General features: G+C 55.2%; 24 protein-coding genes. 12 read left to right on the top strand and 12 right to left on the bottom strand.

Features of this window, described 5'->3' with window-relative positions; translation table 11 throughout:
* The 3 genes from SV253_01915 to SV253_01905 all read left to right on the top strand — a co-directional run.
* Positions 1 to 1,276 (top strand): PGF-CTERM sorting domain-containing protein (locus tag SV253_01915; GenBank protein ID MDY6774837.1); only part of this gene is annotated, 1,276 nt, incomplete at its 5' end.
* 173 nt (positions 1,277 to 1,449) lie between these two features.
* Positions 1,450 to 1,821, top strand: coding sequence for a MarR family transcriptional regulator (locus tag SV253_01910; GenBank protein MDY6774836.1), 372 nt, complete (start codon positions 1,450 to 1,452; stop codon positions 1,819 to 1,821).
* Positions 1,818 to 2,180 (top strand): hypothetical protein, encoded by a 363-nt coding sequence (locus tag SV253_01905; protein ID MDY6774835.1) that lies wholly within the window; start codon positions 1,818 to 1,820, stop codon positions 2,178 to 2,180. The genes SV253_01910 and SV253_01905 overlap by 4 nt, the downstream gene beginning before the upstream one ends.
* On the opposite strand, the gene SV253_01900 is transcribed toward SV253_01905, so the two are convergent.
* A complete protein-coding gene (locus tag SV253_01900) occupies positions 2,177 to 2,608 on the bottom strand; it encodes a helix-turn-helix domain-containing protein (GenBank protein ID MDY6774834.1) in 432 nt (143 codons plus the stop codon). The two genes, SV253_01905 and SV253_01900, sit on opposite strands and share 4 nt — an antisense overlap.
* Before the next feature lie 72 nt (positions 2,609 to 2,680).
* On the opposite strand from SV253_01900, the gene SV253_01895 reads away from it, so the two are divergent.
* Positions 2,681 to 3,085: a 30S ribosomal protein S6e gene (locus tag SV253_01895; GenBank protein MDY6774833.1), complete on the top strand. Its 405-nt coding sequence runs from the start codon at positions 2,681 to 2,683 to the stop codon at positions 3,083 to 3,085.
* Positions 3,086 to 3,100: 15 nt separating this feature from the next.
* Here the strand turns inward: SV253_01895 and SV253_01890 are convergent, their stop codons facing one another.
* On the bottom strand, positions 3,101 to 3,469 hold the full coding sequence (locus SV253_01890; GenBank protein ID MDY6774832.1) for a 30S ribosomal protein S8e: 369 nt from the start codon (positions 3,467 to 3,469) through the stop codon (positions 3,101 to 3,103).
* Between the two features lie 122 nt (positions 3,470 to 3,591).
* Between SV253_01890 and SV253_01885 the strand changes: the two genes are divergently transcribed.
* Positions 3,592 to 4,722 (top strand): glycosyltransferase, encoded by a 1,131-nt coding sequence (locus SV253_01885; GenBank protein ID MDY6774831.1) that lies wholly within the window; start codon positions 3,592 to 3,594, stop codon positions 4,720 to 4,722.
* 25 nt (positions 4,723 to 4,747) lie between these two features.
* Positions 4,748 to 5,179, top strand: coding sequence for a bifunctional nuclease family protein (locus SV253_01880; protein ID MDY6774830.1), 432 nt, complete (start codon positions 4,748 to 4,750; stop codon positions 5,177 to 5,179).
* Positions 5,180 to 5,183: 4 nt separating this feature from the next.
* On the opposite strand, the gene SV253_01875 is transcribed toward SV253_01880, so the two are convergent.
* Positions 5,184 to 5,471 carry a hypothetical protein gene (locus tag SV253_01875; GenBank protein ID MDY6774829.1) on the bottom strand — a complete coding sequence of 96 codons (288 nt, stop codon included), beginning with the start codon at positions 5,469 to 5,471 and terminating at the stop codon, positions 5,184 to 5,186.
* On the bottom strand, positions 5,468 to 5,749 hold the full coding sequence (locus SV253_01870; GenBank protein MDY6774828.1) for a hypothetical protein: 282 nt from the start codon (positions 5,747 to 5,749) through the stop codon (positions 5,468 to 5,470). The genes SV253_01875 and SV253_01870 overlap by 4 nt, the downstream gene beginning before the upstream one ends.
* An 81-nt stretch (positions 5,750 to 5,830) precedes the next feature.
* Here SV253_01870 and SV253_01865 point away from each other — a divergent pair, with 81 nt between their 5' ends.
* Positions 5,831 to 6,286 (top strand): hypothetical protein, encoded by a 456-nt coding sequence (locus SV253_01865; GenBank protein ID MDY6774827.1) that lies wholly within the window; start codon positions 5,831 to 5,833, stop codon positions 6,284 to 6,286.
* 26 nt (positions 6,287 to 6,312) lie between these two features.
* Here the strand turns inward: SV253_01865 and SV253_01860 are convergent, their stop codons facing one another.
* Positions 6,313 to 6,672 carry a BlaI/MecI/CopY family transcriptional regulator gene (locus tag SV253_01860; GenBank protein ID MDY6774826.1) on the bottom strand — a complete coding sequence of 120 codons (360 nt, stop codon included), beginning with the start codon at positions 6,670 to 6,672 and terminating at the stop codon, positions 6,313 to 6,315.
* A gap of 57 nt (positions 6,673 to 6,729) precedes the next feature.
* Here SV253_01860 and SV253_01855 point away from each other — a divergent pair, with 57 nt between their 5' ends.
* Positions 6,730 to 6,972: a glutaredoxin family protein gene (locus SV253_01855; protein MDY6774825.1), complete on the top strand. Its 243-nt coding sequence runs from the start codon at positions 6,730 to 6,732 to the stop codon at positions 6,970 to 6,972.
* Here SV253_01855 and SV253_01850 read toward each other — a convergent pair.
* A complete protein-coding gene (locus tag SV253_01850) occupies positions 6,965 to 7,519 on the bottom strand; it encodes a methyltransferase domain-containing protein (GenBank protein MDY6774824.1) in 555 nt (184 codons plus the stop codon). The genes SV253_01855 and SV253_01850 overlap by 8 nt on opposite strands.
* Before the next feature lie 69 nt (positions 7,520 to 7,588).
* Here SV253_01850 and SV253_01845 point away from each other — a divergent pair, with 69 nt between their 5' ends.
* Both SV253_01845 and SV253_01840 read left to right on the top strand, forming a co-directional pair.
* Positions 7,589 to 8,287: a creatininase family protein gene (locus SV253_01845; GenBank protein ID MDY6774823.1), complete on the top strand. Its 699-nt coding sequence runs from the start codon at positions 7,589 to 7,591 to the stop codon at positions 8,285 to 8,287.
* Positions 8,288 to 8,453: 166 nt separating this feature from the next.
* Entirely contained in the window at positions 8,454 to 9,698 is a 1,245-nt protein-coding gene (locus SV253_01840) for a transposase (GenBank protein ID MDY6774822.1), read from the top strand.
* A 140-nt stretch (positions 9,699 to 9,838) separates the two neighbouring features.
* Here SV253_01840 and SV253_01835 read toward each other — a convergent pair whose 3' ends face one another.
* A complete protein-coding gene (locus SV253_01835) occupies positions 9,839 to 10,117 on the bottom strand; it encodes a hypothetical protein (GenBank protein MDY6774821.1) in 279 nt (92 codons plus the stop codon).
* An 87-nt stretch (positions 10,118 to 10,204) separates the two neighbouring features.
* Between SV253_01835 and SV253_01830 the strand changes: the two genes are divergently transcribed.
* Positions 10,205 to 10,576, top strand: a complete 372-nt coding sequence (locus tag SV253_01830) for a cupin domain-containing protein (protein ID MDY6774820.1) — start codon at positions 10,205 to 10,207, stop codon at positions 10,574 to 10,576.
* A 5-nt stretch (positions 10,577 to 10,581) separates the two neighbouring features.
* On the opposite strand, the gene SV253_01825 is transcribed toward SV253_01830, so the two are convergent.
* Positions 10,582 to 10,836, bottom strand: coding sequence for a hypothetical protein (locus SV253_01825; protein MDY6774819.1), 255 nt, complete (start codon positions 10,834 to 10,836; stop codon positions 10,582 to 10,584).
* A complete protein-coding gene (locus SV253_01820) occupies positions 10,830 to 11,414 on the bottom strand; it encodes a cob(I)yrinic acid a,c-diamide adenosyltransferase (GenBank protein MDY6774818.1) in 585 nt (194 codons plus the stop codon). Before SV253_01820 ends, SV253_01825 begins: the two co-directional genes overlap by 7 nt.
* Before the next feature lie 51 nt (positions 11,415 to 11,465).
* On the opposite strand from SV253_01820, the gene SV253_01815 reads away from it, so the two are divergent.
* Positions 11,466 to 11,588, top strand: a complete 123-nt coding sequence (locus SV253_01815; GenBank protein ID MDY6774817.1) for a hypothetical protein — start codon at positions 11,466 to 11,468, stop codon at positions 11,586 to 11,588.
* An 18-nt stretch (positions 11,589 to 11,606) separates the two neighbouring features.
* Here SV253_01815 and SV253_01810 read toward each other — a convergent pair whose 3' ends face one another.
* From SV253_01810 to SV253_01800, 3 genes are all read right to left on the bottom strand, one after another.
* Positions 11,607 to 12,698 (bottom strand): DUF1641 domain-containing protein, encoded by a 1,092-nt coding sequence (locus SV253_01810; GenBank protein ID MDY6774816.1) that lies wholly within the window; start codon positions 12,696 to 12,698, stop codon positions 11,607 to 11,609.
* Between the two features lie 9 nt (positions 12,699 to 12,707).
* Complete coding sequence (locus SV253_01805) at positions 12,708 to 13,871, bottom strand: FAD/NAD(P)-binding oxidoreductase (protein MDY6774815.1); 1,164 nt, start codon at positions 13,869 to 13,871, stop codon at positions 12,708 to 12,710.
* Positions 13,872 to 13,984: 113 nt separating this feature from the next.
* A complete protein-coding gene (locus SV253_01800; protein MDY6774814.1) occupies positions 13,985 to 15,067 on the bottom strand; it encodes a rhodanese-like domain-containing protein in 1,083 nt (360 codons plus the stop codon).
* Between the last annotated feature and the right edge of the window lie 303 nt (positions 15,068 to 15,370).

Raw genomic sequence — 15,370 nt, 5'->3', positions numbered from 1 at the left:
ATTCGGTATATCGGGCACATACAGAATAGGAGCGATAGCCGCGACAGACGCGGATCCTGACCAGAACGGAACCGTAAACGACCAAATTAACACGTCGTGGTTCAACAGTGGAACCTCGACACAGCGCTCCATTCGGGTCGTACAGCCCAGCCTCTCAGCAACGTTCCACACGGTAAATGGACAGGTCACAACTAATGAGAAAACCCTCGATGTCACAGGTGAGTCAGTCGGGCCTGACGAGGTAGTCATAGGATTCGTTGATGAGAAGGGTAATACACACGCTACAACAGTCACAGCGGAAGACGATAACACAATAGAAGAAGAGGATCTTTCGGTTGGAGGAGATATAACCGAAGGAAGAGTGACTGTCTTCGCACTCTCTGCCGGACGTGACGGTGCCTTCGGTGGAAGCGGTGGAACCACCGGCACAATACCCGGAGCGAATGCTGTTGCAGACGCCATAGAGGCGGCTGATAATCGCGGTTCTGGTGATGTCTTCGACTCCGCAGAAGACGCCAACCACGACCAGACGCTTGAGATACTCCTTGCCGACACCGCTGGGGATACGGGAAGTGACGATCTCATAGTCACTGACTCGTTCCGTCTTACGGACTCTCGCACGTCGATCAACGACGTAGTGCCTGCGTCGCACAGTAACATCACGGGAGTAGTGCCGATAGAGGTAGGAGAGACGATGATGGTACGCGGAACGACGAACCTCCAGCCAGACGATAACACGATAAGTGTAGAGGCTGTTGAAGGTCCGAGTGAGACAGAGATGCCTGTCAAGACGACGGACATGTGGAAGATGGAGAGCGGAGTCTGGTCGGTTACGGTAGACACGACGGGACTTGAGCCTGGAACGTACAAGATCGAAGCAGACGACGGAGACAACACTGACACAGTCACAGTTGAGATAGTCGCGAAAGGAGAGCGCAACGACGCGATGCTCTCGTCCAAGCCGACACTCGCAGACAGAGTCAGTCAGCTCCAGAGCAACGTAGAGGAGCTTCAGACGAAGAACGAGCAGCTCAACACGCAGGTAGAGGATCTCCAGACGCAGAACCAGCAGCTCAACACGCAGCTTGAGAACGCGACGTCGCAGAACGAGAAGCTACAGAGTCAGATCGATCAGCTTAAGCAGGAGAACCAGCAGCTCCAGAAGAAGGCTAACAAGTCCGGCAGCGGTGGACAGGGACAGCCTGGATTCGGAGTCGCTGCGACTCTGATCGCCCTCATCGGCGCTGGTCTCATAGCTCTCAGAAGAAAGGAGTAAGCTCACGCTTACTCTGAGTAGGTCTTAGAAAAGAACAGACACACAGACAGCCTTTCTTTATTCTTTGAGAAATAACCTAACTCGCACAGACACGTAGCTGTGGCTGTGTCACTCTCTGTGGGCTGTATATATCTACCAGTACATCTAATACAGTACGGTACATAGAATACAGTATGCCCATAGAAGCCGAGAGGTTTGAGAGACTAGACGAGAACCCGAGTCTTCCCAATCCTGAGACTAACGCGGGCAGAATCCTGTCGTTCCTGAGACAGAACCCTGACAAAGCATTCACGCAGTCCGAGATAGCTGAAGCGACTGATGTCAAGAGTGGATCTGTAGGACCGACACTCGTCCGTCTTCGTGAGAAAGGACGTGTCGAACACAGATCCAAGTACTGGCGGGTCAGTGACCACGTCCAGAGCCTTGATGCAGCTGTCAGACAGTCTAGCCAAGTAGCAGACAGCCACGAGGACGACACTTTCGACTACGAGGACTGGCAGGAACACGCCGTCGATCCTCGTCAAAAACAGTCTGAGGAGAGATGAGTGACAGTCACAGATACGAGCGAGGCGACGTATTCTGGGCTCCCGACCCTTTCCGGGATGGATCGAACCCGAGACTGTGGCTACTTCTCGCGTCTGACACTCTACCATATCCTAACGAAGAGTACATCTGTGCAGCCCTCACAACGACTGACCTACCACACAACTTCGAAATAGGCACTGACTGGACAGAAGGTAAAAATCCTGACAAGACGTCTTACTGTTCTCCTTGGGTCATCGCAACCATCAAGCACAGTAGTATCGTAAATCCTCAGGGTCGGGTCACCCAGGAGTTCACAGACAAGACCATCTCTGAGACTATAAGTTATCTGTCAGAAGAAAACGCAGAGATGGAAATTTAGTCTCTTACCTCCGCCGCCTTCTCCTCTGAGACTTTCTCTATGACCTCTCTCGCCTCCCTGTACCACGAGTCGAGTTCGCTCACGAGACAGTCCTTCACGTCACAGACGTCCTGGTGGTAGTACAGATTCACGACGCCACCCTCGTCTAAGTTGACAGGACGTTTCTCGACCACACCCTTGTCGACTAGCTCCCTCATGACACGGTTCGCAGTGCTCTTGCTCGCGTCGAGATGGTCGGCGATCTCGTCGACTGTGGCTCCGTCTGTCTGAGACAGATACACACAGACGTCTATGCTCTGTCTCGGCAGGTCGAAGACGTACTTGTACAGCCCTTCTATGTCGACCGACTCCGAGGCGTCGTAGAGGTCACATCTCGCACCCACCTCGGACGCCGTACTTCGGCTGTCGTCTACGTGTTCGGTTTGCATTATTCCCGGGTACGTCCTTACATAGCATAGGAGTATCGACCTATCACTATCCTTATTAAGAGAGCACACGTCTTGACGGATATGCAGGTCATAGTCTCAGATACTGAAACCGGGACTTCGTACCAACTCGAAGCCGATGTCGACGACTTCGTCGGCTCGTCGGTAGGAGAGACAGTAGACGGATCTCTCGTCGGACTCGACGGCTACGAGATCGAGATAACCGGAGGAAGCGACGACACCGGAAGACCCCTCCGTGGAGACGTAGAGGGACGTGAGATTACCGAGGTACTCGTCTCGGGAGGCACGGGATTCAACCCCTCAAAGGAAGGCGAGAGAAAACGTGTCACCGTCAGAGGCGGAGAGATAGGCGACGCGACCGCACAGCTCAATACTAAGATAGTCGAAGAAGGCGACGAGTCGGTCGAGTCACTCCTCGGTCTTGAGGAGTCCGAGGACGAAGAGACAGAAGAAGAGTAGACTTCTTTTTTCTAACTAAACAGCTACGGCGTTTATCACGCCGTCCTGTCCGGGGCGCGAGACGACCTTGGCTTTCCCCTCCGAAGTCTCTATCACAGCACCCTTAGTGATTATGTTACGTCTCGGGTAGTTGGGGTTCGCCTCGTTCTCGACGACGTCCTGTATCTCGACGCGTGAAGTCTCTCCCCCGTCTATGTAGTTCGCCTCGTCGGTCTGGAGAACACGTGTCTTCTTGTCCCCTCCCTTGACGACGACTGTCTTGTAGTCAGCGTCTCCGACCTGAGTCTCAGTCGGCTCGCTGCCGAGCTCGTGCTTTCTCTTCTTCCTCGGATGTCTTCTACGTCCACCTGTCTTCTTACGTTTCGAACGTCCTTGCCATTTCATGTCTCAAGAGACGTCTCCTCAGGACTTGAGTCTTGCGACCTTCGGTTCGGCTCGTCTCGTCTCGTCTCGTCTCGGCAGTAGGTAGTTTTTTCGTAGCCTCGTGCCTAAGCCGACACAGTCGAATGTCTCCGCGTATATCCACCTTCACCGACACCTACCTACCCACTGTCAACGGCGTCACATACAGCATACAGCTCTGGAAACAGAGATGGAACTCGTCTCAGACGTACCCCGGACGTATGACGGTCACGTATCCCGGGAGCGACGACTACGATCCCGACGACGACGAGATTCCGGTCCGTAGCTTCGACTTCCCTTTCTACGAGGGCTACCGTATAGGCGTACCTGGACCTACGCTTCCCCCCGAGTCACGCCAAGCCGACTTGGTTCACGTACACTCGCCCTTTTCGATGGGTATAGCGGGCGCGGGACTCGCACGTTACTCCGACCTGCCTCTCGTCGCGAGCTACCACACCCCGATTCCGAAGTACATAGAGTACCTCACCTCGAACGACGCCGTAGCCAGACGTCTTCAGAAAGTTAGTCAGGTCTGGGAACGCAGGTACCTCTCACAGACTGACATCGTCATAGTCCCCTCCGACGAAGCCGGCGACGAACTCGCGTCGAAGGGCGTTGACGACGACAAGATACGTGTCCTGAGTAACGGAGTCGACACCGACTTCTTCCGACCCGTCGAGTCTAACCTCCTCTCAGAGATAGGAGCCGAGCCTCCCGTCGCGGGATACTGTGGGAGACACGGATACGAGAAGAACCTACGTGACGCAGTAGACGCCGCCGACCGTCTCCCCGAGATAGACTTCGTCCTCGTGGGTGACGGACCCGCGCGTGACTCCCTGATCGAGTACGCCGACTCCCGAGAAATAGACAACGTCTACTTCCCCGGCTTCCTCGAACGTGATAGACTCCCCGACTTCTACTCGTCGCTCGACGTCTTCGTCTTCCCGAGCGACGTCGAGACACAGGGTATCGTAGCACTCGAAGCCACTGCGTGTGGGACACCCGTCGTAGGAGCCGACGCCGAGGGTCTCAAGAACACAGTCGAAGAGGGAAGGAACGGACTGCGTTACTCCCCGGGAGACGTAGACGCCTTCGTCGACCGGATACGTGAGACCTTCGACAGACGCGACGTCCTCTCCGATAACTGTCTCGAAATGCGTGACGAGATAGACGTCGGATCGACTCTTGACGACCTCGCGGCTATATACGACTCTCTCGTATCCTCCCAAAGGTAAAGTGGGTAGAATGACAACTACCCCCATGGATCTCACCGCGAATGTAAAAGGGATAGGGCTCGCGGGCGACCAGACGTACGCGATAGTACTCGAAGCCGGCGGACGTTATCTCCCCGTCATGGTCACGGGCGACCAGGCGCGCTCGACACAGATCGCGCTCGACGACGAGCCCTTCGAGAGACCTCTGACACACGACCTTCTCCTCAAGATGGTAAACGAGATGGGGGGTGCACTCGACAGAATAATAATCGACGACCTCATGGACGGCACCTTCTACGCCAAGATACACATAGAGCGGTACTCCGAGGGCGAGAGGGAGAAGTTCGTCTTCGACGCGCGTCCGAGCGACGCCGTCTCACTCGCCGTACGTACCGAGTGCGACATAGAGGTCTCCGAAGAAGTCATGGACGAAGCCGGAAAGTCGGAAGACGAGATAGAGTTCAGAGACGCTAACTGACTAACTAAGTAGGAGGGTCGTACGGGAGTATTATCCAGTGGTCGTCGTCCTGTTTTCTGAGAACTGACCTCTCTCTCATACGTACTATGTATCCCGTCTGGGTTCTCTCGACCTCGTTCTCGGGCTTTACACGTACGAGGTTGCCCGTGACCTGTGCCTTCGGCGGCTTCTGTACCGAGCCGTTCTCGTAGATAGTCAGAAGCTCCTCGCCGCTCTCAGTCTCGTAGACGACTATGTAGGCGTGTATCGGAAGGTACCACTCGGTCTCGCCCGCCTTGAGTAGTTTGTTCATAGCTCTATCCTCTCGGTCTCTGTACCAGTCTCGGTGTTTGTCGCGTTCGTCTCAGTTCCCGAACTCGATGAGCCTCCCGCCCCGTACTGCATGTAGTCTTCGCCCTCCTCGAAGAGTGGAGTGTCACAGACTGTACAGACTGTTGTCTTGTCGGGATCGACTATGTCGGTTCCACAGCCGTCACACGTCACGACCTCGGTCGAGAGATTCCTGTAAGTGTAAGCCCCGGCTATGACGACGAGAGCCAGAGCCGCTCCGCCCAGAGCTATCGCTAACATATCACAGGGTTGGTTCTTCTACTACTTTACTTCTACCTTACGTGGCGTCAGATCTATCTTCGGCGCGCCTCAATATCGTCTATGAAGAAAGAAGACGCCGACGACTCGGCTTACTGGGACGACGTAATAGACTCCTCTGATCCCGAAGAGAGAAGACGGTTAGTCGTCGACGCCGTCGAGTCAGTCTCGGGGAGCGAGGACGGGAGCTTCGCGGCGTTCTACGGCGCGCACGACGACTGGGAGACTGCGATGCAGTTCTCTGTATTCGGTGGAGAGATAGACCTAACACTGCCGATCGAGAACGGCGCGCGTAGGATACGTAGACGTATACTCGAACTCGACGGATTCGACTTCGACGAGGAGGCTGGCGCGATGGGGTACACCGAATACACCACTTCGGTCGAGACTCCCGAGGAAGCCGCGGATATTCTCGAGACTGTCTACAGCCAAGTCCTGGGCTTCCCCGACGAGTTCGAGTTCAAGATAGACGTCAAGACACTCTCCGAGGAGGACCTCAAGGGCGAGTCGGGACTCTAAAAGAACAGTAGTTCTTCTACTTCACTCTATTCGAGTCCCAGCTCGTCCTTGATCTCCGAGAGATCCTCGTCCTCGAACTCTCCGAGACTGTCGGCAAGGCTTGCGACGCCGTTCTCTCCGAAGACTGTGACGACATCGTCGACGACGCTGTTCATGTACTCGTCCTGTATGTCGACGTACTCGTAGACGTAGCGTGAACCTCCCCTGTACGGCTCCTTCTTCCTGTCGACGAGCTCCTTGTCATGGAGACGGTCGAGAACCGTGCTCACGGTCGTGTAGGCTATCTCAACGTCCCTCTCGTCGAGAGCGTCCGAAACCTCGCTGATCGTGGCTGTCTCCTCGTCCTCGAGGACTGCGACTATCTGCTTTTCGAGCGAACCTAACATTACGACCACGTAATATCTCAGGACTAATATATATTTTGTTAATAGTTCTTAATGTGTATGTCAGTAAACACTGTAAGGATACTCGTGAGACCCAACTGCCCGCTGTGTCAGAAAGCAGTCGAGACTGTCGAGTCGGTCTTAGACGAGGTCGAAGAGGTGGATATCGAGACCCAGAACGTCGAGTCTTCACCCGGCTTGGAGGAGATGTACGGAGACGAACTCCCGGTAGTGATGGTCGACGGTGTCGTCAGGTACAGACTCGAAGTCGACGCCGATGACCTGCGTGACCGCCTTACTTAGTCGCCTTGACGTAGTAGGTTCTGTCTCCCATCTCGCCTGACTCGACCTTCTCGAACTCTCCTACTTTTTCGAAAGCCTCGACGGCTTCGTTGACCGAAACCCGGTGGTCGTACGGAGGTCCTCCGTCCTCTCTCACCTTCTTGAAGTCGATTATAACAGCAGTACCTCCCTCCCTCAGAGTCCTTGCTATCTCCTCGAAAGCCTCCTCGGCGTAGAACTCGTGGAGTACCGTGATAGAGAAGGCTGAGTCGAGACAGCCGTCCTTGAGGGCGAGGCTTCCGACCTCCGACTCTATCAGACTCACGTTCTCGCTCACACCCCTCTCGGCGTAGTACTCGAGTATCTGTCTCTCGACGTCTATGCCGTAGACCTCGCTTACCTCGTCTGCGACACGTCTCGTGAAGAAACCCGTTCCACAGCCGATGTCGGCGACTTCGTCGTCTCCGTCCGCCTCGATGAGTTCGAGAAGCCTGTCGACGGGAGCGAGCTCGGTACGTGACTCGTCCTCGAGCTTCTCGGCTTTCTCGGGGTCAAACTTGTGGCTCATACTCCTACTATGTGACCCACGACTAATCTCTTTCCTTGAGTTTAAGCCGTCCCGGGGCGAGTTAAAAGTATGGAGATCGGCGACCTGACATGGACAGACGTGCGTGACAGAGAGACAGGGTTCGACGTGGCTCTCCTCCCAGTCGGGAGCACCGAACAGCACGGACCCCATGCACCCATACGTACTGACGCCCTCGTGGCGACCGAGCTAGCCAGACGCGCCGCCGAGGAGGAGGAGACTGTCTGTCTCCCGCCCGTAAACGTCGGTGTATCCGAGGAACACGCCGATTTCGACGGAACCCTCTATGTCTCTCCCGACACCTTCAGGTCGTACGTCCGTGAGACACTCGAATCGGCGGCTACCCACGGCTTCGAGAAGGCTGTAGTCGTCAACGGACACGGAGGAAACATAGAGGCTCTCCAGGAGGTCTGTGAGTCCCTCACACGTGACGGCGTTGTCTTCGCGACTGAGTGGACGTGGTGGAGGTCACTCGACGACGGCTACGACATGGGACACGCAGGAGGTCTTGAGACGTCGCTCGTGAAGTACCTCAAACCCGAGTTAGTCTCCGACTCCGACATGACTAAGGGTGCCGACTCGTGGGGCGAGTTCGTGAGCGGATCGTTCGTGGCTTACGACACCGCGGAGTTCTCCGAGAACGGAGTCGTGGGAGATCCGACCGACTCGTCGGCTGAGAAGGGAAAGGAGGTGTTCGAGACTTCTCTCGAAAGCCTCGGGGAACTCATTGACTACCTCAGCACAAGATAGCGCGGAGCCCCCTTCCTCAACGAGCAGCGCAGAGAGCCCAGGCTCTCAAGCAGCACAGTAGGGAGGGGAGGAGCGCGTCAAATACCTCCACGATATCTGTTCTCTGCACTGGGTTAACTCCCCCACTCCTAAAGAATTTAAATAGATAGAATACGTTGAAACCAGTATGGAAGTGCGTCGGACGCTACCGGTTGAACTCGTCGTGAACGACAACGACAAGGACGCACTTCTCGACACAATTGACCAGTACAAACACTGCGCCAACGAAACTAGCGACCACTGCTGGAACGAAGACGACTATAAGAAAACCGCGAAATACGCCGTCAAAGACGAACTCTACCACGACCTGAAAGCAGAGTACGACCTTACGGCGAACCTCGTCCAGCAAGCCATCTTCCAAGCCGTCGAAGCCGTCAAGGCTGGTGTCGAACGTCTCGAAAAGAACGAAGACACCAGCCAACCCGAGTTCACCGCCGACACGGCTCGTTTCGACAAACGAGCCGCTACCTTCCATGATGATTACGTAAGTCTCTCTACGGTTAATGGACGTATCGAAGCAGACTACGTACTCCCAAACGATACAGCAGACACTCCTTTCGAAGAATACCTCGAAAACGACGACTGGGAGTTCCGCACCAGCACACTCCACTATAAGCCGTTCGAAGACGAGTTCTGGTTTCACATCGGCTTCAAACGCACTGAAGACGACACCGACAGCGAGCAAACCGACGCCGCTGTCCCCGAGCACAACACAGTCCTCGGGATCGACCTCGGCGTCGAGAACCTTGCTGTCGCGTCAACCGGCACGTTCTGGACAGGAGACGAACTTGACCACTGGCACCGTGAGTTCGAGAAGCGACGTAGGTCGCTTCAAGAACGTGGTACACAAGAGGCTCACCGCACTCTACAACATGTCGGAGAAAAAGAACGTGCGTACTACAAGCAGTATCTCCATATCGTTGCCAACGAAATTGTCGAAGAAGCGGTCGAACACGACTGTTCGGTGATCGCCTTCGAGGACTTGACGGACATCCGCAAACGAGCGCAGGGGGCAACGTGGCACCACCGCTGGCGGTTTAACCGTCTGTATAACTACGTCGAGTACAAGGCGAAAGCCTATGGGATCGACGTTGAAGAACTGGAGCGGAGTCCACAGGCTAAGACGGTGCCAGCCTACTACACCTCACAGCGGTGTAGCAGTTGCGGCTTCACCCACGAAGACAACCGCCCCACGCAAGAACAGTTCGAGTGCCAGAAATGTGGCTACGAGAATCACGCCGACTACAACGCCGCCAAGAATGTGGCGGTGCGGTGTTGTCGGCGGCTACTCCGTCGCAACCAGAACGGCGGCGACGGAGGCGCATCCGTAAACATCGCGCTAAATGGCGGGACGATGACCGTGAACGTGTAAGTACTGATGCCCCTTCGACGGGGAGACAGGCCTCTCCGTTGGTTACATAGCCATAGAACGGAAGTCCACGTCAAAGCCCCTCCCTCCACGAGCAAGGGTTTGCCCGAGCGAAGTAGGGTGGGGTAGTTTACGAGTAAGGTCTAGTCCTCTGTCCAGTAATATAAGTAGGTCTTGTCGGCTCCACAGTTGGGACATTCGTCGGGCATCTCTTCTATGTCACCCACTACGCCGCACTCCGAACATCTCCATATGAGCTCTGCCTCACCTATCTCGTGACCGCTTCTCTCGTGTTCGACGCTCAGAGACTCTATACCTTTCCGCGTGGTCACGAAGAAGCCGTCCTCGTCGAATCCTCTAACAGTTCCTAGCTTGTTGCCGTCTTCGTCGTAGACCGTCTCACCTATGCTGACTTTCTCCATGGGAGTCCTTGACACCGTTTCCACTTACGTCTTCTGGCGACGCGGGTCAGCCGTGTGTATTTTATACTATACCTCGTATTCGAAGACATGGACGAAGGCTACTCGAAGACCAGCATAGACAGCATCGAGGAGAGACAGATAGAGGACATAGAGCCGTCGCTCAAGGCGGTCGGCTACGAGCTCCGTACAGACGAGATGAGACCCAGCGTCTGGGTCTTCGACGAGGGCGACTCGAACAGGAGACACAGACACTCCGAACAGGAGGAGCTCTACTACTTCATAGACGGCTCCGCTACTATCCACATAGACGGAGACGAGGTAGAAGTCGAGGAGGGTGACTTTGTCGCCGTCTCTCCTGACTCCTGGAGACGTATATCCACCGAAGAAGGCTGTACCGTCTTCGCCGTAGGCGCGCCCAACGTCGAGGGCGACGAGATTCTGGAGTCCGACACCGAGTAGCTACACTACATCCCCATGTCGCGGGCTTCGTCGGGGACGGTCTCTTTGAGGTCTTTCAGACTGACTCCCAGTATCTCGGCGGCGTGGTCGAGAGCCATCTCGAAGCCGTAGTAACGCTCTACTTCGCCGCTCTCGTCGGAGACGATAAGCATACCGTAGCCCTTCTTAGTCACCGAGACTGAGACGTACCTTCCGTCTCTCTCGAACTCCAGAAGCCTCGACTCGTCTGTCTCTGTGTACTCTGGCTCGATATCTACCACTCTATCCCCTCCCTCGCGTCCATGCCCTCAGCGTCATCAACCTCAGCTTCGTCTCCGTCTCCGTCTCCGTCACCGTCACCGTCGCCGTCGTAGGGATGTCTGACGTTCTCCATACGTGTTACGAGGTCAGCCTCGCGTATAACAGACTCGGGTGCGTAACGTCCCGTGAGTATTAGCTCAGTCTCGGGACTCTTCGACTCGATAAGACCGAGCATCTCGTCCTCCGAGACGAGACCGAAATGTGACGCGACGTTTATCTCGTCGAGTATCACGACGTCGTAGTTACTGTCGACCGCCCGTCTCGACGCCTCGATAGCCTTCTCTACCGTCTTCCTGTCGTGTTCTGTGACGTCGTCGGGCTCTATGAAATGCTGTGTCGCGAACTGTTCTACGGTGAAGTTCTCGTCGTCTTGTAGCGACTTGATCTCGCCGTACTGAGGGAACCACTCGCCCTTCATGAACTGTACCATATGTACTGAGTAGCCGTGACCTGCCGCACGTAGACCTGCCCCCACGGCTGCGGTGGTCTTGCCCTTTCCGTTTCCGGTGTAGACGTGAACCCGACCGAAGTCTGACATACTCCGAGTACGCACCGTAAGCTCTAACCTCTTGTGAAGACGAGACGGCGTATGGACGTAAGACAGATAGTCCTCTGGGCGTTTGTGGCTCTCATACTCTTAGGTGGCTTGGCTATACTCTACTCGGTTATTAAGCCGCTTCTGTTCCCGCCCTCGAAAGAAAAAGACGACTAACTCGGATCCGTATTCGGGTTATCTCACCATACGTCTCGCAGCCTCTACGAAGAGACCGAGTGCCTGACGCACTTCCTTGTCGAACGGTAGCTTGAGTAGTCCGAGGACACTCAGACGGTAGTTCTTCTGTTCCTCCTCTGGCTCGGCGAAGACCTGGAGAGCGTTGTTGAACGACCTGATAGTCGCTGGGTCTTTGAACGTATCGAGAAGTATGAAGAGATGTCCGAGCGTCTCGCCTATCTCGTACATCTCGGCGTCTATGTCCTGACTCGCGTCTTGGAGCCCGTCGAGAAGCTCCATAGTCATCAGGACTCCCTCGGTATTCTCGCCGAGCTTCTTGAGGAGCTCTATAGTCTCCTCCTTTTCGAGAGACTGTCTGAGGTCTTCTATGACCTCACGGTTCTCGTATACGACCTTCTTGACCTCGGGTGTGAGATCCTCGGCGAATGCCTGTGCGGCATCGAGCATATCGAGCATCTCGATGACGTTGTCGGTGTTTTCGCCGAGCTTCTGAAGGAGAACCAGAGTCTCCTCCTTCTCGAAGGCGGAACGTAGAGACTCGATCTCCTCCCTGTTCTCGTATACGACCTCCTTGACCTCGGGAGCCAGATCCTCGGCGAAATCCTTTCCGGCATCGAGCATGTCGAGCATCTCGATGACGTTGTCGGAGTTCTCGCCGAGCTTCTGAAGGAGAACCAGTGTCTCCTCCTTCTCGAAGGAAGACCGGAGGTCTTCTATGACCTCGCGGTTTTCGTATACGACCTTCTTGACCTCGGGTGTGAGATCCTCGCTGAACTCCTGTGCGGCATCGAGCATGTCGAGCATCTCGACGACGTTGTCGGAGTTCTCGCCGAGCTTCTGGAGGAGAACCAGTGTCTCCTCCTTCTCGAAGGCGGAACGTAGAGACTCGATCTCTTCCCTGTTCTCGTATACGACCTCCTTGACCTCAGGGGTCAGGTCTTCACTCAGATCCTGAACGACCTGAAGTAGCTCTATGAGCTCTACGATGTCCTCGGAGCTCTCGTCGAGCTTTTCGACGAGCTCAGCCGTGCCGTTCTCCTGCAGTAGATCTTCCATGTCGGATGCCGATTCGGATTCTTCGCCTGACATATTTTCCACCTATGGTACGGGGTCGTAGCCCCTCATCCACATGTCCCAGTACATCGGTGGGATCACGTTTATGTCCATTATCCAGTTCATCCTCGTCTCTATGGGGGCTGAGATGCTCTCGTCGTAGCTGAACTCGGCGACCATCGCCTTGTTCTTGCCCGTGAGAAGAGGACACGCGGCGTATCCGTCGTACTCCGCCCTCATCGGCTCGTCGTTCATCTCGGCTATGAGGTTCTTGACGACGACGTGTGACTCCTTACGCGCCGCCGCGGCGGTCTTCGCGGCACCAGCGGGAGAGCCGTCTCCTATCGCGAAGACGTTGTCGTAGTCGTTGTGCTGCATCGTGTACTTGTCGGAGTCAACGTACTCGCCGCCGTTCGTGAGGGGCGATCCCTCAGTGATAGCGTCGACTCCGAACTGGGGCGAGACGGGAGCGTAGAGGTCGTACTCTATCTCTCTTCCGTCGCCCGACTTCACGACCTGGTTCTCGTAGTCGACCTCCTCGACGGAGAAGTCCGCCTCGAACTGTATGTCGCGGTTGTCCCAGATCTCCTCTAGCTTCTGCTTGTAGGGCTCGACACCGAAGACCGCACCCGAGGGCTTCGCCATAATGAACTCGCAGTCGTCACGTATGCCCTTTCTGTCCATGTAGTCCTCGGCGAGCATCGTCATCTTGAGGGGCGCGCCTCCGCACTTTATGGGTGTGTCGGGGACTGTAACGAGGAAGGTTCCTCCGTCGAACTCCTCGATCGCGTCCTGCATCTCGACTGCGGCTTCGAAGTTGTAGTAGGGATAGACCGAGTCGGTCTCCTCCCATCCCTCCTTCATTCCCGGAGTCGCTTCCTCTTCGAGTGTGTGTCCCGTCGAGACTATGAGGTAGTCGTAATCTACCTCGGTTCCCGCACACTCTACTACCTCTGCGTCGGGATCTACTCCCGTTACTTCGTCGTGGACGAACTCGACTCCGTCGTTGAGTATCTCATCCATGGGTCTGTGCTGATCCTCGGGATACATGTACCCGAACGGGATGAGATAGAACGACGGCTGGTAGAAATGTTCGTCACTCTTGTCTATGACTGTTATCTCTGCCTCGTCGCGGTCCAACTTGCGGCGGAGGAGATTCGCTGTCATCGCACCGCCTGAGCCGGCACCTAGGATTGCTATCCTATCCATGTCCGCCATATTGTTTTCAGTCCCTAATCAAAACTTAGGTCGTGGCAATACCTGCCACACCATACCGTATGTATGTGATATATAGGCAAGAAATGTAGCTAAACCAACCTCGTCTATCTCTGTCCGCCTCCCGTCTCTACGGGGGCATCGACGAGGTTGCCCCACTCAGTCCACGAGCCGTCGTAGTTTGAGACGTAGCTGTATCCGAGTAGCTCCGACAGAACGAACCACGAGAGAGCCGACCTCTCGCCGACGTTACAGTAGACGATCACCCTGTTACTCCTCGACACCTTATCCGAGTACACCTCCTCAAGCTCCTCCCTCTTCTTGAATCTACCGTCTTCTTCCACGTTCCTGTGCCAAGGCAGGTTTATGGCGTCCGGGATATGCCCTCCGACGGCTGCCTTGTCGTCGGGAACTTCCTCTCCCGTGAACTCGTCTCTGTTTCTGACGTCGAGTATGACTGTCTCGGAGTTGAAGGCATTCCTGATCTCCTCTCGGTAGGCACGTATGTTCTTGAAAGACCCCTCAGACGAGTACTCACGTGTCTCGAAGCTCACGTCGTCCGACGACACTGTGTATGACTCCTCTACCCAGTGTCTCTTGCCCCCGTCTAATAGGTAGACGTCGTCGTGTCCGTAGTACTTGAAAGCCCAGTAGACGTACGCAGCGAAACGGTTCGAAGAGTCGCCGTAGAGTATAACCGTCGAGTCGTCCCTAATACCCAGTTCTCCCACGAGACTCTCGAACCTCTCTTTCGACAGAAGTCCTCTCCTCGTAGGTCCTTGGAACTTCTCCCAAGTCAGCTCGACCGCTCCGGGTATGTGCCAGTCGTCGTAGCTACCGCTCTCGAAGTTAGCCTCGACGAGACGAACTGACGCGCTCTCCCTATGCACCTCGTCGAGCCTGTCCTCCAAGCAGTCGGCTTCGACCACGACGTCCTTGGCGTACTCTCCCTTCGAGCTCATGCTCCTCTTGAGGCTGTAGAAGCTGCATCTTCCGTCGTCGAGCGACGGGGTCTCGTATATTAGATCTTTCTCCCTGAGACGGTCTATGGCATATCTCACCGTCCGAGGAGACAGACGTGACTCGTCGCTGAGATCTTTCTGGTTCATCTGACCGTTGTATTCGAGGGTCTTGTACACGAGCTTGGCACTTGGTGGAAGTCCATCTATCTCCTGGGATTCGGATGACATTTATTCCCCCCTAACTACATAATAATCCCGGGAGTATATATTTCTGTCCACGCAGACCGCGGATGTGGCAATACTCACCGGTAGATAGGCTCGGAAGACGAATTCCAATTCAAAATAGGCAGGTCTTTCCTGTATAATTTTAATCTCGGGGAGTATTTCTGCTATACTGTTTGGTTCGGGAAGTAACCCGCACAACCCTTATATATCAGGCTCTATTATGTGGATGTGGTCTCAACCATGACACAGATGATAACCGTAGAGGAGCTCAGAGACAAGCAGGACAGCGACGACGACTACGTCTTA

The sequence above is a fragment of the Candidatus Afararchaeum irisae genome (assembly GCA_034190545.1).
In the GTDB taxonomy this organism is placed as follows: Archaea; Halobacteriota; Halobacteria; order Halobacteriales; family Afararchaeaceae; genus Afararchaeum; species Afararchaeum irisae.
The sequence above is the reverse complement of the archived record's forward strand: the minus strand, read 5'-3'. Positions and strand labels throughout refer to the sequence as shown.